Origin of the sequence: Methylococcus sp. ANG (assembly GCF_040730495.1) — a bacterium.
Lineage (GTDB): Bacteria > Pseudomonadota > Gammaproteobacteria > Methylococcales > Methylococcaceae > Methylococcus.
Map to the genome: position 1 here is coordinate 435,347 of NZ_CP160399.1, position 24,383 is coordinate 459,729.

The window sequence follows — 24,383 nt, forward strand, 5'->3', positions numbered from 1 at the left end:
CCATGCAGCGACCGGGCGAGTTCGAGATCATCCGGCGCTTTTTTTCCGAGCAGCGGGTGGTGGACGAAAACACGGAGCTCGGCATCGGCGACGACTGCGCGGTCCTCAACTTTATGGCGGCCACCCGGCTTGCCCTGACCGCCGATACCCTCGTCGCTGGCATCCATTTTTTTCCCGACGCCGACCCGATGAGGCTCGGCCACAAGGCGCTCGCGGTCAGTCTCAGCGATCTGGCCGCCATGGGGGCCAGGCCGAGGTGGGCCTTGCTGGCCTTGACCTTGCCGGAAAACGATCCCGACTGGATCGCTGCCTTTGCTCAAGGCTTCTTCCGACTCGCCGAGCGCTACGGCGTACAGCTCATCGGTGGGGATACCACGCGGGGGCCACTTGCCGTCACCGTCCAGGCATTGGGGACCGTAGACGGCGGATCGGCAGTGAAACGGTCGGGCGCCGAGCCCGGTGATGCCGTTTATGTCACCGGCAGTATCGGCTTGGCCGGCCTGGGCCTGAAGATCAGGCGGGGAGCCTATCTTGTCCCGGACGAGGAGGCGCTGGATCGGCTGGAAGCTCCCGAACCCAGGACTGCCTTCGGCTTACGCCTCGGGGAATTGGCCAGCGCCGGCATCGATGTTTCCGATGGTCTGGCGGCGGATCTGGGGCATATCCTCGAACAGAGTTCCGTCGGAGCCGAGGTGGACTGGGAGGCCCTGCCGCTATCGGCGAGCGTCTGCCGGTACGTGGCGGATTCCGGCGACTGGGAGATGCCGTTGGTCGCCGGAGACGACTACGAATTGTGCTTCACCGCGCCACCCCTCCATGCCCAGGCGATCGCGCTTGCCGCCGAAGCTGCCGCGACGCCGGTGACGCGCATCGGCACGATCCGTGCCGGAACCGGTCTGAGCGTCCGGCGCTCCGGCCGCCCAGTCGAGCTGTCACGGTCCGGCTATCTGCACTTTTCTTCCGGGGAGACGCAAAGATGAAGCGCCGCTGCATCGAGTTCCGCCAGGCATGCCAAAACCCCTGGAGCTTGATTGCCATCGGCTTTGGTGCCGGGCTGGCACCGTGGGCGCCAGGCACCTTTGGGACCCTGGCGGCAATCCCGCTGTATCTTCTGTTCACCGGCGCCAGTCCAGCGGTCTATTCGGCTATCGTCGTTGTGCTGCTGGGGCTCGGCGTGGTCGCCTGCGGGCGCTGCGGCCGAGCCCTGGGTCAAGCCGACCACCCCGCGATCGTGTGGGACGAAATCGTCGGTTTTCTCATCACGATGTGGGGCATCCCCGCCTCATGGCCGAACGTATTGCTGGGCTTTGCCCTCTTCAGGTTCTTCGACATCGTCAAACCCTGGCCGATCCGGGCGATCGACCGCCGCACGGCCGGCGGCTGGGGCGTCATGCTCGACGATGTGGCAGCCGGACTGTTGTCGTCCCTGATCCTTCATGTCCTCATATCGCCCTCGTCGGTGACAGGCCTGTTCCCCTGACCACGGTCGGGCGGCTGGGGTGTGGGATTTGACCTGTTAATCCAAGAAGGAGTACGTTATTCGACACAGCTAGCACAATTACCGGCGCCAGCTTACCAACAACAATAACGGGGAATCGCCATGGCCAGACGCATTATCAAGGATTGCGACGATAAGGCGGCAGGGATCCGCTTTCATATCAGCTCCGCCCGAATGTCGATGGACAAGATGAGCTTCGTCGCCTTTCAGCGTTTCTTGGATGAGATGGAGCGGTCCATGTACTTGTGCCCGGAATGCGGTTGGCGGGGGCGGGGCAGGGAACTCGTGCCGATGGAGGCGGACGGGAACGGCAGTTATGCCTGGGGATCGGACGCCGAGACCTGGTATGCATGCCCGAAATGCGAGAGCGAGATCGGTATCGAAACGCCTCTGATGCGGCCGGCAGATTGAGTCAAGGCGAGGGGCTGGCGTCAGCCAGCCTCTCGAAAAATTCCGCAGCCGGGAGCGGCCGGCTGAAATAATACCCTTGAAATCGCGTGCAGCCTCTGTTTTTCAAAAATTCAAGCTGGGGGCGGGTTTCGACGCCTTCGGCGATGGTTTCCAGGTTCAGATGGTAGGCCATCGACAGGATGGTTTCGACCAGCGCAACGTCGTTGGGGTCGTCTGGCAAGTCTTCCACGAAGGTTTGTGCGATCTTCAACTCGCTGAGTGGCAGGCGCTTCAGGTAGGCCAGCGACGAGTAACCGGTGCCGAAGTCGTCGACCGAAAACCGGATTCCGACCCGCTCCAGGGCGCTCATTTTCGCGATGGCATCGTCGATGTCCGAAACCAGTAACCCTTCCGTGATTTCGAAGATCAGATCGTGAGGATTGGCGCCAGTCCGGGTGAGAATTCGCTGGACCCGTTCGAGGAAGTCGGATTGCTGGAAACGGCGGGGGCTGATATTCGCGGACAGGCTCAGCGTATGTCCGGCCTGTGACAGACGGACGCTTTCGCGGCAGGTTTGTTCGAACACCCATTCCCCAATCGGCAGAATCAGCCCAGTTTCTTCGGCCAGTGCGATGAACTTGTCGGGCAGCAGCAGTCCTTCGGTCGGGTGTTGCCAGCGCAGCAGCGCCTCCGCTCCGACGGTTCTGCCAGCCCCGTCGACCTGCGGTTGCAGGTAGAGCCGGAACTCACCGCGTTCCAATGCCGCATGCATGTCCCTCTCCAGGGTCAGGCGCGTTTCGGCCACCGCCTGCATGGTCGACGCATAGGCCCTCACCGTATTTCGGCCTGCCGCCTTGGCTTGGTACATGGCCATGTCCGCCGCTTTCAGCAGATCGTCGGCCGAGCCGGTATCGAACGGATACACAGCGGTGCCGATGCTCGCGGTGACGTAATGCTGGCCGCTGGAAAGGAGAAAGGGCCGTTGCAGCATCAGCCGGAGATTTTCTGCAACTTCCATGGTACGCCGGTATGCAGGTTCGATTTCGTCATCCAGGTTGTCGAGCAGGATCACGAACTCGTCGCCGCCCAGACGGGCGACCATGTCGTCGCGACCAATGCCCTCGGTCAGCCGTTCGGCTACCTTGCGCAGCAGTTGGTCTCCCACCGTGTGGCCGCGCGCATCGTTGAGATGCTTGAACCGGTCGAGATCGACGAATAGCAGTGAGCAGCGGGATCCATTGACGCGGCTGTCGCCGACGGCCTGATTCAACCGCTCGAGAAATAGGCGCCGGTTCGGCAGTCCCGTCAGCGAATCGAAATAGGCCAACTGTTCGATTTCCTGCTGTGCGCGCTTGCGCTCGCTGATGTCGACGAACGTCACGACATAATGTGTCAGGATTTTCTCGTCGTTCCGTACCGCCTTGATAGAAAGCCATACCGGAAAGACGTCCCCGTTCTTGCGTCGGGCAGTGACCTCTCCTTTCCAGCAGTCGGTCGCGGTCAAGGTTTCCAAAATTGTCGGCGACGAAATCCTGCCTTCGTTCGCGCCAGGGCGTAGAAATTCCGAAGGCGTGCCGACGATTTCATCGGAGGTATAGCCGGTGATCGCGCTGTAGCCCGAGTTGACGCGCTGCACGATCCCCGCGGCGTCGGTGATCATGATGGCTTCGCTGGTCTCGAAAGCCGTTGCCGCCAGCCGGACGGCTTCTTCCGCCAGTTTACGTTCGGTAATATCACGGGTGACCGCTAGCACCGTGTCGGGGGCGCCGGGCCTGCTTGCAAAAGGCACCGCGTGAGTCTCCATCCAGCGCTTTCCGCCCTTGAGGCCGATGATCTGATATTCCAGCGTGCCGCTTTCGCCTGCCAATACCCGCCGATTGAAAGCTTCGAACCGCTCCCGATCCGGAGGAACGACGAGCGAGGAGACTGGCTTTCCCCGGACATCTTCGATCGACTCCGCCTCGATCATCCGCAGGCCCGCCCGGTTCATGTCGAGGAGGGTGCCGTTCGCGCCTACCGTTTTGACACATTCGGGTTCCGCGTCGATGAGCTTGCGCAAGCGTTCTTCCGCCTGTTTGCGCTCGATGACCTCACTCGCCAAATTCTCGTTAAGTTCAAGCAATTGTCTGGGTGAAGGGATCTGCAGGGCTTGCGGTATCAGTGGCCAGATCAGAATCGCGGTACCGAGGGAGACCACTGCCGTAATTGCCTTGATGGCGCCGTCGGTCCAGTAGGCGGGATACCAGACCGTCCAGGCCCCCATGAAGTGCGTACTGGCGCATGCCAGTATAAACAGGCCGAACAGGAGGAACACGCTGCGGAAAACCACGTCTCGCCGTCGTTTCGCGAAATAGAGGAGCGCAATGGAGATCGCATAGTAAGCGGCGGCGATGACCAGATCGGAAACCACGTGCAACCAGAGCAGTTCAGGGACCCACGCATAGCAATAGCCATGGGGCAGGTAATCCAGTGAAGCCTTCAATGCCGAGATCGGTGCCATGGCTGTTCCGTCCTCCTGGCCGCAATTCAGTCTGAGGCGGTGGGGGTGCCGGCGACCTCGGCGCGATGCCGCGGACTGCCCGGATGAGGGAATAACGCTTGAGTGAGCGGGACCTTCGTCATGAATTTGTCCTCGAGCGTCGCGGCCATCGAAAATAAGCTTATCACTCGGCGAGTAATGTTCCAGCTTAAGTATCGTCGCCTGCGGTCTTATGCGGGCATGTGATATCGCGCATAAACTGCGGCATATCACTCTATACAAGCATACAAGGCGCAAATCCTTCCTTTCCCCCACTCCCAAATCAATCGGATGGCTCCGCGATGTGTGGGGCACGAGGTTTGCGAAGGAACAGGCCGCGACATCGCGCGCAAGAAACGTCGCCTTGTCCTTGTGGATGAGGCGATCGGTCCCGAGAAAAAGAAAGTGAGGCATTACGAAGATGAAAAAACTGCTGCTTGCTGCCCTCTCTGCCGTCCTGTTCAGTGCACAACTGCAGGCAGGATGCAAAACCCCAGACCTCAACGGCACATGGATCATGTACCAGTCCAATCTCGCTGAACAGCACACCGGACGGTGCCAAATCAACGTCTTGCGGGGAGCATTCACCGGCCATTGTGTGATGGGCCATCACATGGAATTCGATGTAACCGGAACGGCCAGCGTGGACAAGACTTGCGGTGCATCCCTGCAAATGGATTTCAGCGGCGGCAGCTCGACGTTTGATCTGCAGATCGCCAGGAACAAGCAGGTCTTCGTGGGGCAGTGGAGCAACACCTTCGGTACGGGTGGCATTTCCAGCGGCGTGAAGCGGTAGCGGCCGGGGCCGGGGCCGAGCAGGGTATCTGGCCGGTCTCCTCGCCGGCATTGGAGCGGGGAACGGCCGGCGCCTGCCTGGGGATGGAAAGTGCCGAGTTGGAAAGCTCAACGAAAAAGCCCGCAGATCTGCGGGCTTGGGGACATTCTGGGACTGCCTGGAACAGTCGGATGGCGGAGAGAGAGGGATTCGAACCCTCGATACGGTATTACCGTATACACACTTTCCAGGCGTGCTCCTTAAACCACTCGGACATCTCTCCGCTGGAAGGCGCGCATTTTAGCCGAGATTTTGTCGACTGTCAGCCCTCACCCTCACCTGCAGCCATTGACCCGCAAGAGGGAAAGGCAGAAGTTTTTCTCTCCCCACCGCGCTATCATCTCCGCACCGGATTCGTCGGCCGGTCACGATGGCGAAAAGAAGGAACAAAAAACCATGCGTATTTTGCATACCATGCTGCGAGTCGGGGATCTTCAGAAATCCCTCAGGTTTTACACCGAAGTTCTGGGAATGCGATTGCTGCGGCAGATGGAGTTTCCGGACGGCGAATTTACCCTGGCGTTCGTAGGCTACGGAGACGAGGCGCACGACGCGGTGATCGAACTGACCTACAACTGGGGCGTGAACAAGTACGATTTGGGCACCGGCTTTGGCCATATTGCACTGGGCGTGGACGACATCCACACGGCCGTGGACCGGATACGGGCATCAGGGGGCGAGATCGTGCGCGAACCCGGCCCCATGAAGCATGGAACCACGGTCATTGCGTTCGTGGCGGATCCCGACGGCTACCGAATCGAATTGATCGAACACAAGCGGGCGGGCTAGGCCGACGGGGCTTTGCTGCGCTTCTGCTTTTCCTCGTATTGCCGTAATTGCTCGGGCGAGGCATCGGCTTGGAAACGGGTTTTCCATTCCTCGTAAGGCATGCCATAGACGGCGGCAAGCGCGTCGGCATACGGAAGCTCTTCGCCGATTTCGTCCGCCGCCGCCTTGTACCATTTCGCCAGGCAGTTGCGGCAGAAGTCTCCGGTAATCATCAGGTCGATGTTCTGGACCTCGGTATGGGCTTGGAGATGGGCGACGAGGCGGCGGAACGCCCGCGCTTCAATTTCTGTACGTTGCTCTTGGTCCATGAAGGAAGTGAAGGTTGAATTCGGATCAAGATCATAATGCCCGCCGTCACCGGGATGTGTAAACTATGGCTTTTATGAACTGCCTCTGCTCGGCGATTTCGATGCAGTCCGATCCAGCAGGCGGCGACGCCGGAAGGCGAGGGCTGTATCCGGCGCCCTTCCAAATACTCGAGTACCGATGAAACTGCTGTTCGATTTCTTCCCCATCATTCTGTTTTTTGTAGCCTACAAGTTTCAGGGCATCTTCATTGCCACGGCGGTGGCCATCGCTGCGACCTTGTTGCAGGTCGGCATCGCATGGTACCGGACCCGCAAGATCGAACCGATGCACCTGGTGACCCTGATCCTGATTGCCGGCTTCGGCGGAGCTACCCTGGTGTTCCAGGATGAGCTGTTCATCAAATGGAAGCCGACCGTCCTCAACTGGGCGTTCGGTTCCGGATTTCTGCTGAGCCAGTTCATCGGCGAGCGTACTTTCATCGAACGGATCATGGGCAAGCAGATCGACCTCCCCAAGGAAATCTGGCAGCGGCTGAATCTGGCCTGGGTCGTATTCTTCATGGCCGTCGGCGCCGCCAATCTGTTCGTCGTCTATAGCTTCGATACCGAAACCTGGGTCAACTTCAAGCTGTTCGGCATGCTGGGACTGACCCTGGTGTTCGTCGTAGCCCAATCGATCTTCCTTGCGCGCCACATTCCCGAAGCGAAAACCGAGGAGTGATGCAAGTGCTGTACGCCATACTTTGCGAAGATCACCCCGGCAGCCTCGAGCTTCGCAAGGGCGCGCGTCCGGCTCATCTGCAGCGGCTTGACCGCCTGCAGGACGAAGGCCGGCTGGTGCTGGCAGGACCGCATCCTGCAGTCGATTGCGAGGATCCGGGTGAGGCCGGTTTCACCGGCAGCCTCATCGTCGCCGAATTTCCGAGCCTGGAAGAAGCGCAACGCTGGGCGGACGAAGATCCATATGGTCGCGCCGGCGTCTATGCCCGCGTGGTGGTCAAACCTTTTCGGCAGGTATACCCAAAATGAGCAGCCGGGTCGAACAGATTCGCGAACGCATTCAGGGGGCGCTGGAGCCCCTTCATCTGGAAATCACCGACGATAGCGCATCCCATGCCGGTCATGCGGGGGCGATGTCGGGCGGTGGGCATTTCTATGCCACAATCGTGTCAGCCGCATTCGACGGGAAATCTCCGGTGCAACGTCACCGGATGGTCTATTCGGCGTTGGGTGACATGATGCACAACGAAATTCATGCCCTCAGCATGAAAGCTTTGACTCCTTCTGAACATCAAACAACAGGAAATTCTTGATGAAAAAGACTCTTGCCAGCGGCGCAGCGATCTTGGCAGTCGCCTTGACCGGTTGTAATCAGCCTGCTCCGGAAGCACCGAAATCCCAGGCGTCCGCAGCCAAGGCCGGCGTCGTTGCGACACCGGAGAATTCGGTGGCCAGCGTCAATGGAACGGCCATCACAAAGGCTGAGGTCGGCGCCATCAAATCGGAACTCGCCCAGCGTCGCAGCGGCGACGTTTCGGAAGATAAGATCGTCGACGAGCTGGTTAAGCGCGAACTGCTGCGGCAGGATGCGGTGGCCAAGCAATTGACCAAGAATCCGGAATACCAGGCGCGGATTGACAACGCCGAAAGGGTGATTCTGTCGCAGGTCGCGGCCGAGGATTTCATGAAAAACCTCACCGTTTCCGATGAGGAGCTCAAAAAGGAGTATGACAACCGTGTCGGCGCCATGCAGCGCGCCGAATTCCGTGCCCGCCACATCCTGGTCGACAAGGAAGACTTGGCGAAGGACATCATCGCCAAGCTCGGCAAAGGTGCAAAGTTTGAAGACCTCGCGAAGAAATTTTCGAAGGACCCGGGCTCCAAGAACGAAGGCGGCGAACTGGGGTGGTTCAGCCCTCAGCAGATGGTTCAACCCTTCTCCGCCGCTGTCGAGAGTCTGAAAAACGGAGAGGTCACCCAGGCGCCCGTACAGACGCAGTTCGGCTGGCACGTGATCCAGCGCGAGGAGTCGCGGGAGTCCGCTCCGCCGGCGTTCGATGCCGTAAAGGAGCAGATCAAGTCCATGTTGCAGACGCAGAAGCTGCATCAGTACATCGATGATCTGATGGCGAAGGCAAAGGTCGAGCGCTTTGCGACGCCGGCGCCGGCCTCCGAGGCTTCCCCTGCAGCGGCTCCGGCTGGCTCACCGGAGGGTAACGAACCTGCCGCCGCCAAGCCGGCGGCAGCGCCAGCAGGGACTTCCGCTCCCGCTGCCCAGCCCAAGAAATAATCGGCCGCACTCGGGATACCTGTCCCGACGTCCCTAAGTCCGGCCGGTAGCGCAACGGGCGTTGCCGGTCGGAAACTCACCGCAGTATTTCAGGTTTTACGGCGCATATTCGGCATTAGCCAGCATCATCGGGATGGCTATCGTGGAATACCTGCCTGTTTAGAGCGGGGACAACCATGTTCATACGCCAGATCGGCTATCTCGTCGCCTTGGCCAAGACCGGGCATTTCGGACGCGCCGCCGAAAGTTGCCATGTCTCGCAACCGGCGCTTTCCATCGCACTTCAGAATCTCGAAGCCGAGCTGGGCGTGATGCTCATCCAGCGCGGTCAGCGTTTTCAAGGATTTACTCCGGAAGGTGAGCGCCTGCTCGAATGGGCACGGCGGGTTCAGGCCGACTGTGACGGCATGCGGCAAGCGGCGGCACAGCTTCGCGGCAGTTTGAGCGGGGTGCTGCGGCTGGGAGCCATTCCGACCACCCTGCCAGTTTCGCCTTTGTTCACCGAATCCCTGCAGCGGGTCCACCCCGGCATCCGTTTGAGCGTGAGCGCATTGTGCGCGGAAGAACTCATCCGCGGCCTCGATGCCTTCGAACTCGATCTTGGTCTCACTTACCTCGAGGATCCCCGCCTGCGGGGATTCCGCGTCTTGCCGCTGTACCGCGAAACCCATGTGCTGCTGGCCAGGGATGGCGCGGGAGTCGCTGCGGGACAGACCATCGGCTGGCGGGAGGCGGCTGAGCTTCCCCTTTGCCTGCTGTCCGCCAACATGCAGAACCGCAGATTGATCGATGCCGCCTTCCGTGACGCAGGCGCTACGCCGCGGGTCATGGTCGAAACAGATTCGGTGTTCGCGCTTTACGCCCACGTCCGCTGTGCCGGCCTTTATTCCGTGGTTCCCCATAGCCTGTTGACGCTATTCGAGATGCGGCAGGAGGTGGTGGCGATTCCTGTGCGGCCCGAGCTTTCCCGGCAAATTGGTCTGGTAGCGCGCAATCACCAACTGCTGCCTCCTATTCTTGCCGAAGCTTGGATGCTCGCCGAAAACCTGGGCCTGCAATCTCGGCTGGATGCTTTGATAAGCGTGAGTTATTGAACGATTGTCGCAAACGATTGGCTTGCTCCCTGTTGCGACGTTGAGAATGTTTCGCACTTGATCACTCCCGATCAAGGACGGCAGTCCACTCAGGACGCCGGAGACAATTTCAGTTTTTGGAGTAAGTGTCATGGCTAAAATCGTATGTGTGCTGTACGACGACCCAGTCGACGGCTATCCGCAATCCTATGCGCGCGATTCCATCCCGGAGATTCGCGTTTATCCCGACGGGCAGACCGCTCCCAGTCCCGAGGCGATTGATTTCTTGCCCGGTCACCTTCTGGGCAGCGTTTCGGGTGAATTGGGCCTGCGGAAATTTCTTGAGGCTCAGGGCCATACTCTCATCGTGACTTCGGACAAGGACGGGGAGGATTGCGAGCTGGATCGGCATCTGCATGACGCCGACGTCGTGATTTCCCAGCCGTTCTGGCCGGCCTACCTGACCCGTGAACGGATCGCCAAGGCGCCTAGGTTGAAGCTGGCGTTGACTGCTGGCATCGGTTCGGATCATGTCGATCTGCAGGCGGCGATGGAGCGCGGCATCACGGTCGCCGAGATCACCTACTGCAACAGCATCAGTGTGGCGGAACATGTGGTCATGATGATCTTGGGGCTGGTGCGCAACTACATTCCGTCGTACCAATGGGTGGTAAAGGGGGGCTGGAATATCGCCGACTGTGTCGCGCGGTCCTACGACCTGGAGGGCATGGCGGTTGGGACCATCGCCGCAGGACGCATAGGTCTGGCGGTGCTGAGGCGTTTGAAGCCTTTCGACGTCAAGCTGCATTACACCGACCGTCATCGGCTGGCGCCGGAAGTTGAGCAAGAGCTGAATCTGACTTTCCATCCGAACGTCGAATCCATGATCCGGATGTGCGACGTGGTCACCATCAACTGTCCGCTGCATCCGGAAACGGAACATATGTTCGACGAGGCGATGTTGGCCAAGATGAAGCGCGGCGCCTACATCATCAATACCGCGCGCGGCAAGATCTGCGACCGTGACGCTATCGCCTCTGCGCTGGAAAGCGGCCAGTTGGCCGGCTACGCCGGCGACGTCTGGTTCCCTCAGCCGGCGCCGCAGGACCACCCGTGGCGGAGCATGCCTCACCACGGCATGACGCCGCATATCTCCGGCACCAGCCTGTCCGCACAGGCCCGCTATGCCGCCGGGGTGCGGGAAGTGCTCGAATGCTGGTTCGATGCCCGTCCCATCCGGGAAGAATATCTGATCGTCGACGGCGGAAAGCTGGCCGGCATGGGGGCGCACTCATACAGCAAAGGCGATGCGACCGGAGGGTCGGAGGAGGCGGCTCGGTTCAAGAAGACGGCATAGCCGCCTTTCGAGCGCGGGGATGATAGCGCTATCATTCCCGCCCCACGCACCAGCAGTGCGGCCAATTTGAACAAAGACTCAGTTCCCTGCCTCCTCATGAACTCCGCCATCCAAGCCATTACCTGTAAAGACGACTACGACCCCAGTGCATTGACGGTAGAGGTCGCACAGACCCGCATTCTGGACGCTGTGCATCCCGTAGCGGAAACCGAGACCGTAGATCTGCGGTCCGCGCTGGGCCGGGTGCTGGCGGCGGATGTCCGTGCCACGGTTGCCGTCCCGGCGGCGCCGAATTCGGCGATGGATGGCTATGCCCTGCGGGGTGCGGATTTGCCATCATCAGGACAGCGCCGCCTGGAAGTCGTCGGTGTATCGCGTGCAGGCGCGCCGTTCAACGGCGCGGTGGGGGCGGGACAGTGCGTGCGGATCTTTACCGGTGCCGTGATGCCGGTGGCGGCCGATACCGTCGTCATGCAGGAACATGTCGTTGCCGAAGATGACCGGGTGCTAGTCGGTTCGGGGGAAAAGCCCGGCCAGAATGTACGGCAAGCGGGGGAGGACGTTGCCATCGGCCAGATTGTGTTGGCGCAGGGGCGGCGCGTGGTGCCCGCCGACTTGGGAGTTTTGGCGGGGCAGGGGCAGGCGCAAGTCTCGGTTTACCGCAAGTTGAGGGTCGCGCTGTTCACCACCGGGGATGAGTTGCAGGAGCCGGGAGAAGCGCCGAGGGAAGGCTGCCTGTACGACAGCAACCGCTATACCCTGCTCGGCATGCTGAAGCGCTTGGGAATCGAAGTACGCGAATTCGGGATCGTCGGTGACGACCGGCAACGGTTGGAGGCCGTGTTGGCCCAGGCGTCCGCCGAAGCGGACGCAATCGTATCGACCGGCGGAGTTTCCGTGGGTGAATTCGACCTGGTCCGGGAAGCGCTGGATCGGACGGGATGCACCGAATTCTGGAAGATCGCGATGAAGCCGGGTCGGCCCATCACTGTCGGCGCCATCGGCCACGCTGCCTTCTTCGGCCTGCCGGGAAATCCGGTGGCGGCCATGGTGACGTTCTACCAGTTCGTTCAGCCGGCCCTGCGGCGGATGGCGGGCGAGTGGCCGTTGCCGGCCCCGACGGTGTTCAAGGCCGTCAGTCTTTCGAAACTCAGGAAGCGGCCGGGCCGGGTAGAGTTCCAGCGCGGCATCGTCGAGCCGGATCGCGAGGGCCGGATGGTGGTTCGCAAGACTGGCCAGCAGGGGTCGGGTATCCTGACCTCGATGAGCCAAGCCAACTGCTTCATCGTGCTCCCGCTGGACAGCGGGCCGGTAGAGCCGGGCAGCCTGGTGGACGTGCAGCCGTTTTTCGGACTGGTCTGATGTCTTTCGGCCGGGCGGATTCCGCGAATCGCGCTTGGCTTTCCTCCGGAACGGTGTCTGTATGCTTGCGCCTACCTAGGGCGTGCCTCTGCGTAATTCCCTCCCATCGGCCAGTATTCCGTCATCTTTCCGCATTACGGGCCATCAAAAACGGCTGCGGAACGGTGCGGGAATTCTGGCCGGAAAGGCTGCTCAACCTTGTCTGCTTTCTGGGACTGGTTCAATTCCGAGGGCGGAATCGAACCCGCGTCAGTCAGTGCAGATCGTAGCAGGGCTCGCCAGTCGCCACAGCCAAAAGCACACCCATTTACACCCATTCAAGCCGAGCGCCTCTTGTGACAATGCAACTGCATTGACATGGCAATGCGACTGCATTACCACTCCAGCGTCAACTCAGATCCGTAGGAGGCTGCCATGGCTGCGACCCTCGAAGTCGAGTCCACACTCACCGATCGCTACCAGACCACGGTGCCGGAAACCGTGCGCCGTGCCCTCAAGCTGGGCAAGCGCGACAAAATCCACTACACCATTCGCCCTAATGGCGAGGTGGTGCTGACGCGCGCAGAAGCTTCCGAGGGTGACGACCCGGTGCTCGGTCAGTTCCTCGGCTTTCTGGCCGTCGACATCACTCGCCATCCTGAGCGGCTTCAATCCGTGGATGCCGGCCTCGTCCAATGAGCGCAGCGACGACGCCTACCGGGTCTTTCGCCAGACGCTGGAAAGCGGGCATCCGCCCGATGATTGGGATCGCCTCCTGGCCGAGGCGCAGAAAGAATCGCAGCGGATGCAGGAATCCTTGACAAGGGCGGCAGCAGCGCAGTGATTGGCGCAGCGTGCGTCTAGTGGTATCCCATCTTGAGCTCTTGGGCCTGGGCAGGCAGTTCGTCCGCGGAGGATTCAGCCGCCGAGCAGGAATTGGTAGGCCCAGCGGAGTACGGTCATTTCCACCGGATGGCCGCCGTGAAGCTCCGTTATGGGGCGGAACTCGCCGCCCTTGGCCCGCATTTCGTCGTGCGGCGGGTCGAGCGCGATGAATTTGGCCAGATGAATGTTCACCACCGCCCTGGGGATCTCCGCCCGGCGCAGAAATGTCCGTTCGACCACCAGCGTTCCGGGCTCGAAACCCAGCCCCGCGTGGATTTGCATGCCCAGGCGCAATTGCAGGACAGGATCCAGCTCTTGATCGGCGCCGTCGTCTTCGACAGGGCTGGACAGAAACGGGAGGGGGCGCGGCGTCAGTACGCTGCCCGAGGCGTGGCGCACGAACAGCAGGCGCGAACTGAGGGGATGCAGGTGATAAAGCAGGAAGCGGGGTTCGGCATCGGCGGCCGGCCGCGGCTTCACAGTGCCGACTTCCACAGCTTCGGGCCTTCGTACCGTGGAAAAGTGAACATACCCGCCTTGAAACTCTCAGCCATGTGCTCGGCACGTGAAATGGCCTTGGCGGCGGCATCGGCTGGGAGCACTTCCCGCGCCGTTTCGCGGAACAGCTCCAGCCAGATGTCGAAATGCTCCGGCTGCAACGGAAGCTGCGCGTGGACAGGGTAGGGATGCCCGCGGTACCTGCTCGTGTCCAGCAAAGTCCGCGACCAGAAATCCTGGACCACACGGTGATGCGTGTCCCAGTCCGTGATGGCGGCTTCGAAGACGGGCCGCAGGCTGTCGTTGGCGAGAGCCCGTTCGTAAAAACGCCTGACCAGTTCGGCGATCTGCTGTTCGGTGGCGGGGAGAGGATTCATGCAAGAGGCTCGGCGTGGAAGACGCGGTCGCCGACAATCTACCACATGGTGCCCCCCCCTTGCCGCTGTTTCGGAAGCACCGGCCAGAGGCGATCTGGCCGGCGTACTGGCGTTCGTCCGAGCGATGAAAGTGGTCTTTATCGACCGGATCAGACGCTATTTTTTCTTTTGTTTGGGTCCGGTTGTAGCCGGCTTCAAGATATCCGCCAATGACTTGTCCATGTTGTCGTACTTGTCCGCCGGAATGGCGAAACTGCGGCCAGCGAAGCGCCGGTTGAGCCGCTCGGCCTCCCTGTCCAAAGCTTCCAGATGCTGCCCGATGTCGGGGGCGGGCGTCGCCTGGGCCGGCGAACCTTGGGTTTTCTCGGCATCGTGCGTCTGGGCGCTCTGAGAAGCTTTTGCCGCTTCGGCCTGGAGGTGGCTTTCGGCCAGAGCGCGGTCCAGTTTCGCCGAAAACTGGGCGTAGTGCCTGTCGTCTCGATTCCAGGCTTTGACCTCGATCGTCAGTCCGTCGAAGGTCCGGTAGCGGGCTTTGAGCAGGTTGCTTTCGGGCGGGGCTGCAACCGCCGAAGCCGGGAAGACGTCGATCAGGTTCAAACCCGCCAGGGTCGATGCGAGGCCGGCGGCGGCGGGATCGGCCTCCCGCCCCGACGGCAAGTCGGCGACGCTGTAGGCGCTGTCTTCGGGTTTCGACTTGAACAGGCGCAGGCCCTTGCCCGCCGGGCGGGACAGCATGATTTCCGCGATCCTGCTCGAGGGGATGTCGGTTAAGGATTTGTCGAGCCAACGGACCGGGTCCCGCTCGATGCGCAGCACCCCTTTCGCCAGCCAGCTCTGTTTCTCTTCCGGTCTCCGGATGAAAGTGGCGCCGTTGTTGTCATCGACCTTGCCGACGATGAGACGGGCCGGTTGGCCCAAGCCTTCCAGCCGGAGCTCGACACCTTGGGCCTCCTTGGCCTGGACGTCTTCAATGCCCAGGTCGGCGTAACGCTGAACGTTTGCCGTCTTCCGCTCCAGCAGTTCTGCGTTCGCCAGCGTGATCAGCATTTCCCGCAATTTGCCGGCGTCGGCGGGATAGCCGTCCTTTTCCTGGATCTGCCAGTCTTGCCCCTCCTTCAGCAAGCTGACCGCTGTCTTGTTTTCCGCGCCGATGATGATGACGGATCGGACGTCGTTGAGGTGATCCCGTAGTCCGGGCAGCGCGTAGCCGGCGCCTTTGGGTTCACTGACGGGCTGGCGGCCCGAGGAAATGGCCATGGCGGCGATCACGGCGACGACGGCGGCGGCGCCGAGTCCCAGCACCGCCTTGGAGTTGAGATGAGTCATGGGGGGTCTCCTTCAAGCTTTTCCTCGCCTGGCGTTCCAGGCGACGAAACCCAACGTGCCTAGGGTAAGCAGGAGGGGCACGAGTGCGATGTTGATGAACTTGAGCCGGGCTCCCAGCGCATCGATGTCGGCATCCAACCGCCGCCGCACCTCGCGCAGTTCCTTGCGGATTTCGAGTTTGCGCCTCAGGAAGTCGTCCAGTTCCTTCCGCTGGGCGGGGCTGAGGACGAATGCGTCGTCTCCGGATTTGCCCCTTTGCAGTTCGGCCAGCTTGCGCTCGGTCTCGCCGAGTTCCCGCTGGAGTTCCTGCTCTTTGCTGCGGAAGCGGTCATCCGCTGCCGCCTTGAGTTCCTCGACCTTGGTGAAAGGACGTGCCGAGGTGCCCCGTCCTCGTATCGAGATCAGATCCGAGGTGCCGGCGAGATTGTCCACCGCATTGATGAACAGGTCGCCGTTGCCGGCGAAGGTGTTGAGCAGCTTCTGGCCGAAGAAATTGGACGACCTGACCCACAGCCGGTCGCTGAGTATGTCGGTGTCCGCTACCAGCAGTATCTCCCCGGTTTCCTTGGCTTCCGCCAGGTGGCCCGGATCGTTGCGCTGCGGGAAGGCGGTCTTGAACTTGCCTTCCAGTCTGCCGGCGAGGACCAGGCGCTCGTCGCCGGACTTGTAGTCCTGTAGCAGGCCGGAGGGATCGCTGAGGAAGCGGATCCGGTCGGTGGGGACGGTCATGGCCTGGTCGCTGGTCTGGAGCAAGGGGGTAAGCCTGGTTCCACTGTCCTTCGCCAGCCTGAAGTGGCCGGCACTGGCGAGGTGGATGGTGTCCAGATTGGCGGTGATCACGTCGGCAGCGTTCAGGTCCGCCTTGCCCAGCCGCAGAATCGCCGGATGCCGGCTCGGAGGAGCGCCCGGCGCGGTATTGACCGTGACCGCACGGGCGCGGTCCAGCACCGCCTCATCGGCTTTGTACTCCACGCCCCAGGCTTTGAACAGGGCGGGAAGGTCCGAGGCCTTGGAAGCCAGCATGGCTGCCATCGGATCGCGCGGATCGCCTCCTCCCGTGTCGTTCTCTGCATGGGGGTCGACGAATACCATCAGACGTCCGCCGCGTAGAACGAACTGGTCCAGAGCGTATTGGGCATCCTCTCCGAGCCGTTTGGGATGGACGGCGACCAGCACCTCGATTTCGGGAGCGACGGTCTTGAGGCTGCCGGCATCCAGGGACTTGACGTCGAACAATTGCGAGAGTTGTTCATAGACGGTCCATGGCACACCCATGTCGCCCCGTTGCGGGTCGAAGCCGCCGGCCAGAGGCAGCCCGGAGACGAGCCCGACCACCGGTTTTTTCGGTGTGGCGAGGTCGTGGATGAGCTTGGCCAGATCGTATTCCAGAAATGGCTCCTTGCCGGGTTCGAAGAACGGGATCGTGGCCCGTCCGTCGGTCGAGTTGGTACCTTCCAGGCCGAGGAACACCTTTTCTCCGGACGGTCCGAGGGGAATGCCCTGGAGTCCGGCCGCCGCCGCGCGGTCCTCGGCTTCGGAATAGGGCAGGGGATCGATCACCTCGAGCTCGATCTTGCCGCTGGCGCGGGAGCTCATTTCTTCCAGGATTTCCCGAACCCGGTCGAAGTACAGGCGGAGGCCGCGCACATCGGGACGGTTGCTTTCGGCGGTCGCCTTGTCGGAGAAATAGAGGCGCAGGTGGACGGGCTCATCCAACTTCGCCAGGATGTTACGGCTTCCCTCCGACAGGGTGTAAAGCGAATTTTCGGTCAGGTCGAGCCGGGCGCCGCGGAAGAGGGTGTTGGAAAGCAGCGTCAGGGACACGAAAAGCACCGCCATAACGGCGAGGGCGCTGCCGGTCAGGGTCTTGCGATTCAGAGTCATGCTCCTTTGCTCCTTAATCGGCCTTCTTCAGGTCGATGACGATGGCATTGGCATAGAGCCAGAAGCCGATGGTGAGGAGGAAATAGATCAGGTCGCGCAGATCGATCACGCCACGGGAAATTCCGTTGAAATGGCTGAGGAAGCTCAGGCCCGCGATCGCGTCCACCAGGCCCTGCGGGGCGATGGCGCGGAACGCGTCCAAGACCAGCGGAAAGCCGGCCAGAAGGAACAGGAAACACACCACCACACTGAGGATGAAAGCGACCACCTGGCTGCGTGTGGCCGCCGACAGGCAGGCGCCGATGGCGAGATAGGCGCCGGCCATCAGCAGACTGCCGAGGTAGCCGGTGACGATGACGCCATTGTCCGGATCGCCCAGATAATTCACCGTGATCCAGATGGGGAAGGTCAGCGCCAGGGCGAGGGCGACGAAGGACCACGCCGCGAGGAATTTGGCCAAAACGGCCTGCCCCATGGTGATGGGCAGCGTCAGCAGCAGCTCGATGGTGCCGCTCTTGCGTTCGTCGGCCCAAAGCCGCATCGCCACCGCCGGCACCAGGAACAGATAGAGCCAGGGATGGAACTGGAAGAACGGATCGAGATCGGCCTGGCCGCGCTCATAGAACCGGCCCAGGTAAAAGGTGAAGGCGCCGGACAAGAGCAGGAAGATGACGATGAAGACGTAGGCCACGGGCGTGGCGAAATAGCTGCGCAGTTCGCGCTCGAAGAGGGTGAGTGTCGGCTTCATGCGCGCGCCTCCCTCAGATGCGGCTGGGTGATGCTCCGGAACACCTCGTCCAGGCGTCCGGTTTCGAGCTGGAGTTCGCTGACGGTGATTCCCTGCGCTTTCAGGGCGTCGCCGACCGCCGTCAGTATCTGTTTGCCCTTGCGGGGGAAGGCGGTCAGGCGCTGGTTCTGCGGATCGACTTCGACGGTCTCGACCTCCGGGATGGCCGTCAGGGCTTCCCTGGCTTTCGCGGTTTCATCCGTGGTCAGGGATACCGCCATGTGGTAGCGGGAGCGGGCTTCCAGCTCGCCCGGTGTGGCATCGGCCAAGAGTGTGCCGCCGGCGATCACGATGGCGCGGTTGCAGACCGCGTGGACCTCCTCGAGGATGTGCGTGGAAATGACGATCACCTTGTTCTTGGCCATGTCGTTGATCAGGCGCCGGACCTCGTGCTTCTGATTGGGATCGAGGCCGTCGGTGGGCTCGTCGAGAATCAGTACGGGCGGATCGTGGAGTATGGCCTGCGCCAGACCGACGCGGCGTTTGAAGCCCTTGGAGAGGGTGTCGATGGGTTGTTCCAGCACGTCTTCCAGGCGCAGACGTCCGATCACGTCGTCGAGCCGGCGCCGTTTCGACTCTCCCGTGAGGACTCGGACGCCGGCGATGAATTCGAGAAACGAGCGGGCCGTCATTTCGCCGTAGCTGGGAGCGCCTTCCGGGAGATAACCCAACGCCTTCTTGGCTTCGATCGGGTTGATTTCGACATCGAAGCCACAGACTTTGGCGCGTCCTGCCGTAGGGGAGAGAAAGCCGGCGATCATCTTCATGGTGGTGGATTTGCCGGCGCCGTTGGGACCGAGGAAACCGAGCACCTGGCCGGGCGTGACCTCGAACGTGACGTTGTTTACGGCAGTGAAATGGCCGTAGCGTTTGGTGAGTGCCGAGGCTTCGATCATGGCTGATACCTCGACGGCTGGGAGGACGGGTCCAAGTGAGCAAGCATGCGTTCTACCTCCTTATGGGTTGCAGTTGCTTGAGAGTCCGCGGGAATTCATAGGGGCGGAGCGGAGTTTTTCAAGTCGCCGAGAGGCTGTCGTGAGACCGGAAAACGTCGGCGGGAAAATGTCCTGGGCTGTACAAGGTGCGCCACGGTTTTTTGCCGTGGGTTCAAAGGCCGCCAGCCTGGTTGCCATCAACCAGGGGGGGCAGGAATTCGCCCCGGTTCTTTTTTCCTAAGTTTTTGATCTAAAAATACATGTTTCTTGGCTCGAATTGTGCTTAACGATCATGGCGATCAGCCGGCCCGGGATGATGACAAATCGGCAGGAAGGCCGATTGACAGGTCCCGTCCTTGGGACCTGCCCTCCGGGCCATGCTCCGCATGTTCAAATTTGCTCCCTGCAAATTTGTGCACGCTTTGCGCCCGAAGGGTGCGATACAGGGAGGTATCGCATGAGCGCCGCTGCTCGCCATGATCGTTCCCCTCATCCCCGGCCCTTTCATGCCGGGCTCTCCTGCCCGGCCCCATTCGGGGCAATGCAAATCTGTTCCCGACAGATTTGTCCCAGAGGGAGAAGGGAGTAAAGGTGCTGCGACTTTCACGTAAACCTCATCGGAGCGCGGCTCATTCCGTGCGCGGCATTCGGATACAAACACCATGAAACTTCTGGACAAGGCGCTCGATGAGCTAGAAAATTTCTCCGCGGACGAGGAGGCGGGCCATCACGAACGTGTCCTTACCTTCGTCCTGGTCGGTTTCGTTTCACTGATCGTTTTGACTGCGTTGATCTGACACTGGGCAAGGGGAGGCCGGGCGCAGGGCCGCATGTCCGAGAGACAGGAGCAGCCGTGGCCCGGCATTCCCACGATCCGCGACTTCCCTATTTCGACGCACTGCTGGAGAGCTTCGAGGCGGGAGATATGGCCGTCTCCGAGGCTTTCGGCCACCACGTCCATTGGGGCTATTGGGACGAAGAACCGGACCGTGCACCGACGCCGGGCGAGTTCGCGGCGGCGGCGGAGCGTTTGTCCCGAGAGGTCTGGCAGGCGGCTGGCATCCGTGACGGTGAACGAGTGGTGGACGTCGGCTGCGGCTTCGGCGGGACGCTGGCCAGCATCGACGCGCATCGCGGCGGGGTCGCCCTCACCGGCTTGAACATCGACCACCGCCAGTTGCTCCGCGCCGACCGGATGCATGCCCCCAGCGCAGGAAATACCCTGGCATGGCTTCGGGCCGATGCCTGCGCACTGCCCTTCGCCGATGCGTCTTTCGACGTCGTTCTCGCGGTGGAGTGTATCTTCCATTTCCCCGATCGCCGACGCTTTTTCGCCGAAGCCTGGCGGGTGCTGAAGCCCGGCGGCCGGCTGGCATTGTCCGATTTCGTGCCGGGCAGAGCGCTGTTGCCGGCCGCCGTGGCCGCTGGCTTCTGGCCGGGTTCCCGCGGGTTCTACGGCAAGGTCGATATGCGCTGTACCGCGGACCGTTACGCGAGGCTCGCCGCCGAAGCCGGCTTCCTGCCGTTACTCGATCGCGATATCACCCGCAACACGCTTCCCACCTATCCGTTCCTGCGCCGCTTGAGCCCACGGCTGCGAGAGTTGCGGTTATCCGCCGTGGCGGAAACGCTGTTTGCCGAGCTGGCCAGCCGCCTGGGGTTCCTGCGCTATCGTATCCTCGCTTTCCGCAAGCCGGGCGACTGAGCCGGGAATCGGGTGCGGCCCGGGAACGGGCGTGCTTGCGGCCGTGAAACCGGCTATCCTCTGCGCTCGTTCATCCGCCGCGGGAGACCGTCTTGAAATTCCGGCAAAAGGTTTTGAGCAGAATCATGGCAGGAGGCCTGGCGGTCCTCGGGGGCGGCTGCGCCGATCCCGGCTATCAGGGCTATCTGAACAAGGATGAGCCCTTCGGCTATTACTCCGTGGGCGCTGGCGATCCCTACGCGGGCATGGGCTATTACGGCGGCTACGGCGGCTTCTACGGCGACCCCTATTACTACTATGGGATGCCGTACGGTACGGGCGGCTACTGGGGGGATCCTTACGTGGGTGTCGTCGATGACCACCATCGCTGATCCCGGAGTTTCGACTCCGCGCTTTCTTGCCTGTCTGGCCGTCTGCACAATGGCGGGCTGCGGGCCGGGACCCGATGCCTATCTGACGCAGGACGGCGAGCCCATGGGCTATTACGCCGGCGCGGCCGGCAACCCTCTGGGCGGGGGAGGCTTCTATGGCGGCAACCCGTACTATTACTACGGGTCTCCCTACTTCGGGTCGTACCTAGCCTATTGAAATACCAAGTGTATTTACGGACACCCTTCTGTTTGTGGCAATGTCTGTGACAATGTGGCACTGTATGTCTCCGATCTATTCTTCGGAGCGACAGCGTGGCAAGCATCACCAAACGGGGGGCGTATCAGTTTCTAGCCAGGGTTCGGCGTCGCGGGTTCCCAGAGCAAAGCCGGTCATTCCACACGCGTGAGCAGGCAGAAGCCTGGGCGGCGGAAGTCGAGCTCAGCTTCCGCCGCGGGACGTTCAAAGACCCTGGCGACTGGGCAACGTTCACGGTGCGTGACGCCTTGGCGCGTTACCTCACGGAGATCACCCCCCACAAGAAGGGCGGCCGCACGGAAGCGCAGCGGATCCGCTGGTTGCAACGACAGCCGTTTGCCTCCCGGCCCATGACCAGGCTGCAGGTCCAAGATCTTCGCGCTTGGCGCGACGCGCAGATCGCTGCAGGCGCAGCGCCGGGGACTGTCGGCTTGAAACTGGCGACGCTTTCGCACCTCTACACGGTAGCGGCGCGGGAGTGGGGGGTGGAGGGCCTGGACAACCCGGTGAAGAAACTGCAGAAACCGAGAGTGCGAAACGCGAGAGACCGGCGGATATTCGCCGACGAGGAGCGTCGGCTTCTCGCGGAGGCGGACCCTCTCATGACATCGATCATCGTGTTCGCAATCGAGACGGGGATGCGGCGGTCTGAGCTCCGCGTGGGGTGCGAACGGCGACCAGGCGTTTAGTTGGGGCAACTTCGGTCGCGGCATGATTGGACGGGAGCCTGTGAAATGAGCCTGCTTGATGCAACCAAGCTGCTGGACGGGAAGTCCTCGGCACAGCAAGTGGCCCCCACCACCCCGGCGCTGCCTTTCGGGGCCAAGGACGCGAAGGGGCTCAACGCGACGATCCTCAGCCGGCAGCAGCAGCACTTCGAGGACCTCTACCTTCCGCTCGAGAAGCAGACCCTCAAGTGGGCGCTGAATCAGAACGCCGACAACGCGGCCGGCGCGCAGGCCAACGCCCAAGCACGCACCGGCGCCGCGATGTCCCGTGAACAATTCATGCGGAACCTGTCCCGCTCCGGCAGCGCGGTGGACCCCAACGTCATGCAGCAGGCGGACCGCTCGATGGACATGGCCAAAGCGCTGGGCACCGCGGGCGCGACCAACCTGGCGCAGCGCGGCACTTACGACGCGCAGCTCAGCACGTTGTCCCAAGCGGTGGACATCGGCCGCGGGGTGGCATCGAATGCGGCCGCGGCAGCAGGAAGCGCGTCTGCGCTCGCGCAGCAGCGCACCGCCGCGGCGCTGCAGGCGCGGAACGCGGAGCGGGCGAACGAAGCCGCCGCATCCTCAGCGAACATGCAGATGGGCGTGAGCATCGCTATGGCTTTGGCGATGGCGGCAGCGATTGCATGACGCCGCAGCAGATCGTTGCGGAAGCGCTAAGCCGCCACGACCGGGCGGTTGTCTCCTTCTCCGGGGGCAAGGACTCGGTCGCGGTTCTTCATGCTTGCCGCGGGTACGAAGACCGAGTGCTCGTGATGTTCGTCGACCTCGACGACATCCCTCAGCATGTCCGGGACTACGTCTACAACCTCTGCGAGATGTGGGGGTTCCAGCTCACAGTCGTCGATCCACCCACGCCCATTCGCGAGTACCACGCCCGTGTCGGGCTGCCGGCCGACATCGTCCCGATCTGGAGCACGCCGTTCGCCGACGGGTTCTTGGCCGAAGAGGACCGCCCGGCTACCCGCCTGATCTCAGGCCTCGAGTGCTGCGCGCGGAACCTCTGGGTTCCGATGCGGCAAGCGGTGGAGGACAGCGGCACCACGCTGCTGTTCCGGGGGTCGAAGAAGTCCGACGCGCACGTCTCCGTGACGTCCGGTACGCGCGACGGTCGGGTCGAGATTGTCAATCCGCTGTGGGACATGACCGACCTGGACGTGTACAACCACCTCGCCGCGCACGGCGTGGTGCTGCCGCGGCACTATCGCGAAGGGCTGAACACATCCTGGGATTGCCTGCGCTGCACCGCGTGGCTGAACACGCCGTCCGAAGTTGAGCGGTTGGAGTTTACCAAGCGCTACTACCCGGAGGCGTACGCCGACCTGCAGATCCGCACGCAGTTGATATGGGATGAGATCGGGCGTCGGAGCGAGGAGCTGGTTCCTGCGCTGAAAGCGCTGAGTGATGCAGCCCCAGAATCGTTTCGGTAGGGCATCGTACCAGGCCGCAGAGGGGGTCCGCGGCCGGCGCTTCATTCCCATGTCTTACCAGGAGACACCGAAATGCAATCGAATTATACCGCACTCACCGTTGCTGACGTCCGCGTTCGTCAAGACGCCGAAGGGCGCTTCTGCCTCAATGATCTGCACAAGGCCGCTGGAGGTGAGAAACGCCACCAGCCATCGAACTAGCTCGCGCTGCCCCACATAGCAGAGTTGGTCGACGAAGTCAACATTCCTGGCCGGCCAGGAATCTTTTCCAAACAAGGGCTTGGCACCTTTGTCTGCAAGGAACTGGTCTACGCCTACGCGATGTGGATCAGCCCGGCGTTCCACCTCAAGTGGAGCTTCGACGTGCTGCCCCTGTTGAATGAGGAAGCTTGGCGGCGCACTCCTCCAGGGATTCTGTGGGGAGGTAGAGGAACTCCAGGTGCCGCTTTTCGCAGGGGGTCCACGGAAGCGTCTCGCCCGGTAGAAGGTCTTGGTCCGACATGCTTGCAGCCCCCCGCTCGACTCAGTAAGGTTGAATCCCAGGCGTGACCCGCTCGGGCCGGCCCTGGTCGTCAGGTATGACTAAGAATTGCCTGTACTCACCTCGTGGCCCCGTCGACCAAGTGCTGTAGATCTCAGATCGTTGACGAGCGTTTTCCTGAACTTGGTCGGAGTCCGCGAGGCGGCGATATATTTCTCGGTCCTCTGCGCAGTCTACTTTGAATGCGCTAACCCGGTTCGCTTCTTCGCAGGTCGCAGCAACGGCTACTACCGGAAATAATGCAGTTACTAAGAA

Annotated in this window: 30 protein-coding genes and 1 tRNA gene; 22 read left to right on the top strand and 9 right to left on the bottom strand. The window is 61.8% G+C overall.

From position 1 onward, the window contains the following. Positions 1-2 precede the first annotated feature (2 nt). The 3 genes from thiL to ABZN20_RS02035 all read left to right on the top strand — a co-directional run bounded on the left by thiL (position 3) and on the right by ABZN20_RS02035 (position 1,909). Complete coding sequence (gene thiL / locus ABZN20_RS02025) at positions 3-980, top strand: thiamine-phosphate kinase (RefSeq protein WP_218806480.1); 978 nt, start codon at positions 3-5, stop codon at positions 978-980. Continuing rightward, on the top strand, positions 977-1,480 hold the full coding sequence (locus ABZN20_RS02030; protein WP_218806481.1) for a phosphatidylglycerophosphatase A family protein: 504 nt from the start codon (positions 977-979) through the stop codon (positions 1,478-1,480). Before thiL ends, ABZN20_RS02030 begins: the two co-directional genes overlap by 4 nt. Before the next feature lie 120 nt (positions 1,481-1,600). Next, the gene (locus tag ABZN20_RS02035; protein ID WP_218806482.1) at positions 1,601-1,909 is read left to right on the top strand and encodes a hypothetical protein; all 309 of its coding nucleotides are present in this window, start codon (positions 1,601-1,603) and stop codon (positions 1,907-1,909) included. Position 1,910: 1 nt separating this feature from the next. Here ABZN20_RS02035 and ABZN20_RS02040 read toward each other — a convergent pair whose 3' ends face one another. Further along, positions 1,911-4,640, bottom strand: coding sequence for a putative bifunctional diguanylate cyclase/phosphodiesterase (locus tag ABZN20_RS02040; RefSeq protein WP_367027524.1), 2,730 nt, complete (start codon positions 4,638-4,640; stop codon positions 1,911-1,913). Between the two features lie 187 nt (positions 4,641-4,827). Here ABZN20_RS02040 and ABZN20_RS02045 point away from each other — a divergent pair, with 187 nt between their 5' ends. Then, on the top strand, positions 4,828-5,202 hold the full coding sequence (locus ABZN20_RS02045; RefSeq protein WP_218806483.1) for a hypothetical protein: 375 nt from the start codon (positions 4,828-4,830) through the stop codon (positions 5,200-5,202). Between the two features lie 171 nt (positions 5,203-5,373). Here the strand turns inward: ABZN20_RS02045 and ABZN20_RS02050 are convergent. Continuing rightward, positions 5,374-5,464: transfer RNA gene (locus tag ABZN20_RS02050), tRNA-Ser, on the bottom strand. 173 nt (positions 5,465-5,637) lie between these two features. Here ABZN20_RS02050 and gloA point away from each other — a divergent pair. Continuing rightward, entirely contained in the window at positions 5,638-6,030 is a 393-nt protein-coding gene (gloA, locus tag ABZN20_RS02055; RefSeq protein WP_218806484.1) for a lactoylglutathione lyase, read from the top strand. Here gloA and ABZN20_RS02060 read toward each other — a convergent pair. Continuing rightward, positions 6,027-6,338, bottom strand: a complete 312-nt coding sequence (locus ABZN20_RS02060) for a DUF1244 domain-containing protein (RefSeq protein ID WP_218806485.1) — start codon at positions 6,336-6,338, stop codon at positions 6,027-6,029. The two genes, gloA and ABZN20_RS02060, sit on opposite strands and share 4 nt — an antisense overlap. Before the next feature lie 178 nt (positions 6,339-6,516). On the opposite strand from ABZN20_RS02060, the gene ABZN20_RS02065 reads away from it, so the two are divergent. The 9 genes from ABZN20_RS02065 to ABZN20_RS02105 all read left to right on the top strand — a co-directional run bounded on the left by ABZN20_RS02065 (position 6,517) and on the right by ABZN20_RS02105 (position 13,243). Next, entirely contained in the window at positions 6,517-7,059 is a 543-nt protein-coding gene (locus tag ABZN20_RS02065) for a septation protein A (RefSeq protein ID WP_218806486.1), read from the top strand. 5 nt (positions 7,060-7,064) lie between these two features. Further along, on the top strand, positions 7,065-7,367 hold the full coding sequence (locus tag ABZN20_RS02070; protein ID WP_218809110.1) for a YciI family protein: 303 nt from the start codon (positions 7,065-7,067) through the stop codon (positions 7,365-7,367). After that, a complete protein-coding gene (locus ABZN20_RS02075) occupies positions 7,364-7,651 on the top strand; it encodes a BolA family protein (protein WP_218806487.1) in 288 nt (95 codons plus the stop codon). Before ABZN20_RS02070 ends, ABZN20_RS02075 begins: the two co-directional genes overlap by 4 nt. Beyond that, positions 7,651-8,628 (top strand): foldase protein PrsA, encoded by a 978-nt coding sequence (locus ABZN20_RS02080; protein ID WP_218806488.1) that lies wholly within the window; start codon positions 7,651-7,653, stop codon positions 8,626-8,628. Before ABZN20_RS02075 ends, ABZN20_RS02080 begins: the two co-directional genes overlap by 1 nt. A 176-nt stretch (positions 8,629-8,804) precedes the next feature. Further along, the gene (locus ABZN20_RS02085; protein WP_218806489.1) at positions 8,805-9,722 is read left to right on the top strand and encodes a LysR family transcriptional regulator; all 918 of its coding nucleotides are present in this window, start codon (positions 8,805-8,807) and stop codon (positions 9,720-9,722) included. Positions 9,723-9,852: 130 nt separating this feature from the next. Next, entirely contained in the window at positions 9,853-11,058 is a 1,206-nt protein-coding gene (locus ABZN20_RS02090; RefSeq protein ID WP_218806490.1) for an NAD-dependent formate dehydrogenase, read from the top strand. Positions 11,059-11,154: 96 nt separating this feature from the next. Next, positions 11,155-12,420 (top strand): gephyrin-like molybdotransferase Glp, encoded by a 1,266-nt coding sequence (gene glp / locus ABZN20_RS02095; RefSeq protein ID WP_218806491.1) that lies wholly within the window; start codon positions 11,155-11,157, stop codon positions 12,418-12,420. A gap of 414 nt (positions 12,421-12,834) precedes the next feature. Continuing rightward, positions 12,835-13,098 carry a type II toxin-antitoxin system PrlF family antitoxin gene (locus ABZN20_RS02100; protein ID WP_218806492.1) on the top strand — a complete coding sequence of 88 codons (264 nt, stop codon included), beginning with the start codon at positions 12,835-12,837 and terminating at the stop codon, positions 13,096-13,098. Then, the gene (locus ABZN20_RS02105; RefSeq protein WP_218806493.1) at positions 13,079-13,243 is read left to right on the top strand and encodes a type II toxin-antitoxin system YhaV family toxin; all 165 of its coding nucleotides are present in this window, start codon (positions 13,079-13,081) and stop codon (positions 13,241-13,243) included. The genes ABZN20_RS02100 and ABZN20_RS02105 overlap by 20 nt, the downstream gene beginning before the upstream one ends. 74 nt (positions 13,244-13,317) lie before the next feature. Here ABZN20_RS02105 and ABZN20_RS02110 read toward each other — a convergent pair whose 3' ends face one another. The 6 genes from ABZN20_RS02110 to ABZN20_RS02135 all read right to left on the bottom strand — a co-directional run bounded on the left by ABZN20_RS02110 (position 13,318) and on the right by ABZN20_RS02135 (position 19,052). Beyond that, on the bottom strand, positions 13,318-13,764 hold the full coding sequence (locus ABZN20_RS02110; protein ID WP_367026620.1) for a hypothetical protein: 447 nt from the start codon (positions 13,762-13,764) through the stop codon (positions 13,318-13,320). Then, on the bottom strand, positions 13,761-14,159 hold the full coding sequence (locus ABZN20_RS02115) for a group III truncated hemoglobin (protein WP_218806495.1): 399 nt from the start codon (positions 14,157-14,159) through the stop codon (positions 13,761-13,763). Before ABZN20_RS02115 ends, ABZN20_RS02110 begins: the two co-directional genes overlap by 4 nt. A gap of 156 nt (positions 14,160-14,315) precedes the next feature. Further along, positions 14,316-15,485 carry a DUF4340 domain-containing protein gene (locus ABZN20_RS02120; RefSeq protein WP_218806496.1) on the bottom strand — a complete coding sequence of 390 codons (1,170 nt, stop codon included), beginning with the start codon at positions 15,483-15,485 and terminating at the stop codon, positions 14,316-14,318. 12 nt (positions 15,486-15,497) lie between these two features. After that, complete coding sequence (locus ABZN20_RS02125; RefSeq protein WP_218806497.1) at positions 15,498-17,369, bottom strand: GldG family protein; 1,872 nt, start codon at positions 17,367-17,369, stop codon at positions 15,498-15,500. A 13-nt stretch (positions 17,370-17,382) separates the two neighbouring features. Continuing rightward, on the bottom strand, positions 17,383-18,117 hold the full coding sequence (locus ABZN20_RS02130) for an ABC transporter permease subunit (protein WP_218806498.1): 735 nt from the start codon (positions 18,115-18,117) through the stop codon (positions 17,383-17,385). Then, complete coding sequence (locus ABZN20_RS02135) at positions 18,114-19,052, bottom strand: ABC transporter ATP-binding protein (RefSeq protein WP_218806499.1); 939 nt, start codon at positions 19,050-19,052, stop codon at positions 18,114-18,116. Before ABZN20_RS02135 ends, ABZN20_RS02130 begins: the two co-directional genes overlap by 4 nt. Before the next feature lie 701 nt (positions 19,053-19,753). On the opposite strand from ABZN20_RS02135, the gene ABZN20_RS02140 reads away from it, so the two are divergent. The 8 genes from ABZN20_RS02140 (at position 19,754) to ABZN20_RS02175 (ending at position 24,136) form a co-directional block, all read left to right on the top strand. After that, a complete protein-coding gene (locus ABZN20_RS02140; RefSeq protein WP_255556385.1) occupies positions 19,754-19,888 on the top strand; it encodes a hypothetical protein in 135 nt (44 codons plus the stop codon). A gap of 56 nt (positions 19,889-19,944) precedes the next feature. Continuing rightward, a complete protein-coding gene (locus ABZN20_RS02145; RefSeq protein ID WP_367026621.1) occupies positions 19,945-20,796 on the top strand; it encodes a class I SAM-dependent methyltransferase in 852 nt (283 codons plus the stop codon). A gap of 125 nt (positions 20,797-20,921) precedes the next feature. Next, positions 20,922-21,167 (top strand): hypothetical protein, encoded by a 246-nt coding sequence (locus ABZN20_RS02150; protein WP_218806500.1) that lies wholly within the window; start codon positions 20,922-20,924, stop codon positions 21,165-21,167. Further along, positions 21,151-21,384, top strand: a complete 234-nt coding sequence (locus tag ABZN20_RS02155; protein ID WP_367026622.1) for a hypothetical protein — start codon at positions 21,151-21,153, stop codon at positions 21,382-21,384. Before ABZN20_RS02150 ends, ABZN20_RS02155 begins: the two co-directional genes overlap by 17 nt. Positions 21,385-21,479: 95 nt before the next feature. Next, positions 21,480-22,112: a hypothetical protein gene (locus ABZN20_RS02160; protein ID WP_367026623.1), complete on the top strand. Its 633-nt coding sequence runs from the start codon at positions 21,480-21,482 to the stop codon at positions 22,110-22,112. Between the two features lie 45 nt (positions 22,113-22,157). Further along, positions 22,158-22,787, top strand: coding sequence for a hypothetical protein (locus tag ABZN20_RS02165; RefSeq protein WP_367026624.1), 630 nt, complete (start codon positions 22,158-22,160; stop codon positions 22,785-22,787). Beyond that, on the top strand, positions 22,784-23,587 hold the full coding sequence (locus tag ABZN20_RS02170; RefSeq protein ID WP_367026625.1) for a phosphoadenosine phosphosulfate reductase family protein: 804 nt from the start codon (positions 22,784-22,786) through the stop codon (positions 23,585-23,587). Before ABZN20_RS02165 ends, ABZN20_RS02170 begins: the two co-directional genes overlap by 4 nt. A 225-nt stretch (positions 23,588-23,812) precedes the next feature. After that, positions 23,813-24,136 (top strand): KilA-N domain-containing protein, encoded by a 324-nt coding sequence (locus ABZN20_RS02175; protein WP_367026626.1) that lies wholly within the window; start codon positions 23,813-23,815, stop codon positions 24,134-24,136. Positions 24,137-24,383: the final 247 nt, after the last annotated feature.

What these genes read in the sequence shown, in the direction of transcription:
- ABZN20_RS02170 (WP_367026625.1), top strand. Translation starts at nt 22,784, where the DNA reads ATGACGCCGCAGCAGATCGTTGCGGAAGCGCTAAGCCGCCACGACCGG.
- ABZN20_RS02155 (WP_367026622.1), top strand. Translation starts at nt 21,151, where the DNA reads ATGACCACCATCGCTGATCCCGGAGTTTCGACTCCGCGCTTTCTTGCC.
- ABZN20_RS02105 (WP_218806493.1), top strand. Translation starts at nt 13,079, where the DNA reads ATGCCGGCCTCGTCCAATGAGCGCAGCGACGACGCCTACCGGGTCTTT.
- ABZN20_RS02080 (WP_218806488.1), top strand. Translation starts at nt 7,651, where the DNA reads ATGAAAAAGACTCTTGCCAGCGGCGCAGCGATCTTGGCAGTCGCCTTG.
- ABZN20_RS02085 (WP_218806489.1), top strand. Translation starts at nt 8,805, where the DNA reads ATGTTCATACGCCAGATCGGCTATCTCGTCGCCTTGGCCAAGACCGGG.
- ABZN20_RS02130 (WP_218806498.1), bottom strand. Translation starts at nt 18,117, where the DNA reads ATGAAGCCGACACTCACCCTCTTCGAGCGCGAACTGCGCAGCTATTTC.
- ABZN20_RS02150 (WP_218806500.1), top strand. Translation starts at nt 20,922, where the DNA reads ATGGCAGGAGGCCTGGCGGTCCTCGGGGGCGGCTGCGCCGATCCCGGC.
- ABZN20_RS02045 (WP_218806483.1), top strand. Translation starts at nt 4,828, where the DNA reads ATGAAAAAACTGCTGCTTGCTGCCCTCTCTGCCGTCCTGTTCAGTGCA.
- ABZN20_RS02140 (WP_255556385.1), top strand. Translation starts at nt 19,754, where the DNA reads ATGAAACTTCTGGACAAGGCGCTCGATGAGCTAGAAAATTTCTCCGCG.
- ABZN20_RS02135 (WP_218806499.1), bottom strand. Translation starts at nt 19,052, where the DNA reads ATGATCGAAGCCTCGGCACTCACCAAACGCTACGGCCATTTCACTGCC.
- ABZN20_RS02120 (WP_218806496.1), bottom strand. Translation starts at nt 15,485, where the DNA reads ATGACTCATCTCAACTCCAAGGCGGTGCTGGGACTCGGCGCCGCCGCC.
- ABZN20_RS02090 (WP_218806490.1), top strand. Translation starts at nt 9,853, where the DNA reads ATGGCTAAAATCGTATGTGTGCTGTACGACGACCCAGTCGACGGCTAT.
- ABZN20_RS02125 (WP_218806497.1), bottom strand. Translation starts at nt 17,369, where the DNA reads ATGACTCTGAATCGCAAGACCCTGACCGGCAGCGCCCTCGCCGTTATG.
- thiL (WP_218806480.1), top strand. Translation starts at nt 3, where the DNA reads ATGCAGCGACCGGGCGAGTTCGAGATCATCCGGCGCTTTTTTTCCGAG.
- ABZN20_RS02035 (WP_218806482.1), top strand. Translation starts at nt 1,601, where the DNA reads ATGGCCAGACGCATTATCAAGGATTGCGACGATAAGGCGGCAGGGATC.
- gloA (WP_218806484.1), top strand. Translation starts at nt 5,638, where the DNA reads ATGCGTATTTTGCATACCATGCTGCGAGTCGGGGATCTTCAGAAATCC.
- ABZN20_RS02065 (WP_218806486.1), top strand. Translation starts at nt 6,517, where the DNA reads ATGAAACTGCTGTTCGATTTCTTCCCCATCATTCTGTTTTTTGTAGCC.
- ABZN20_RS02030 (WP_218806481.1), top strand. Translation starts at nt 977, where the DNA reads ATGAAGCGCCGCTGCATCGAGTTCCGCCAGGCATGCCAAAACCCCTGG.
- ABZN20_RS02060 (WP_218806485.1), bottom strand. Translation starts at nt 6,338, where the DNA reads ATGGACCAAGAGCAACGTACAGAAATTGAAGCGCGGGCGTTCCGCCGC.
- ABZN20_RS02075 (WP_218806487.1), top strand. Translation starts at nt 7,364, where the DNA reads ATGAGCAGCCGGGTCGAACAGATTCGCGAACGCATTCAGGGGGCGCTG.
- ABZN20_RS02100 (WP_218806492.1), top strand. Translation starts at nt 12,835, where the DNA reads ATGGCTGCGACCCTCGAAGTCGAGTCCACACTCACCGATCGCTACCAG.
- glp (WP_218806491.1), top strand. Translation starts at nt 11,155, where the DNA reads ATGAACTCCGCCATCCAAGCCATTACCTGTAAAGACGACTACGACCCC.
- ABZN20_RS02165 (WP_367026624.1), top strand. Translation starts at nt 22,158, where the DNA reads ATGAGCCTGCTTGATGCAACCAAGCTGCTGGACGGGAAGTCCTCGGCA.
- ABZN20_RS02115 (WP_218806495.1), bottom strand. Translation starts at nt 14,159, where the DNA reads ATGAATCCTCTCCCCGCCACCGAACAGCAGATCGCCGAACTGGTCAGG.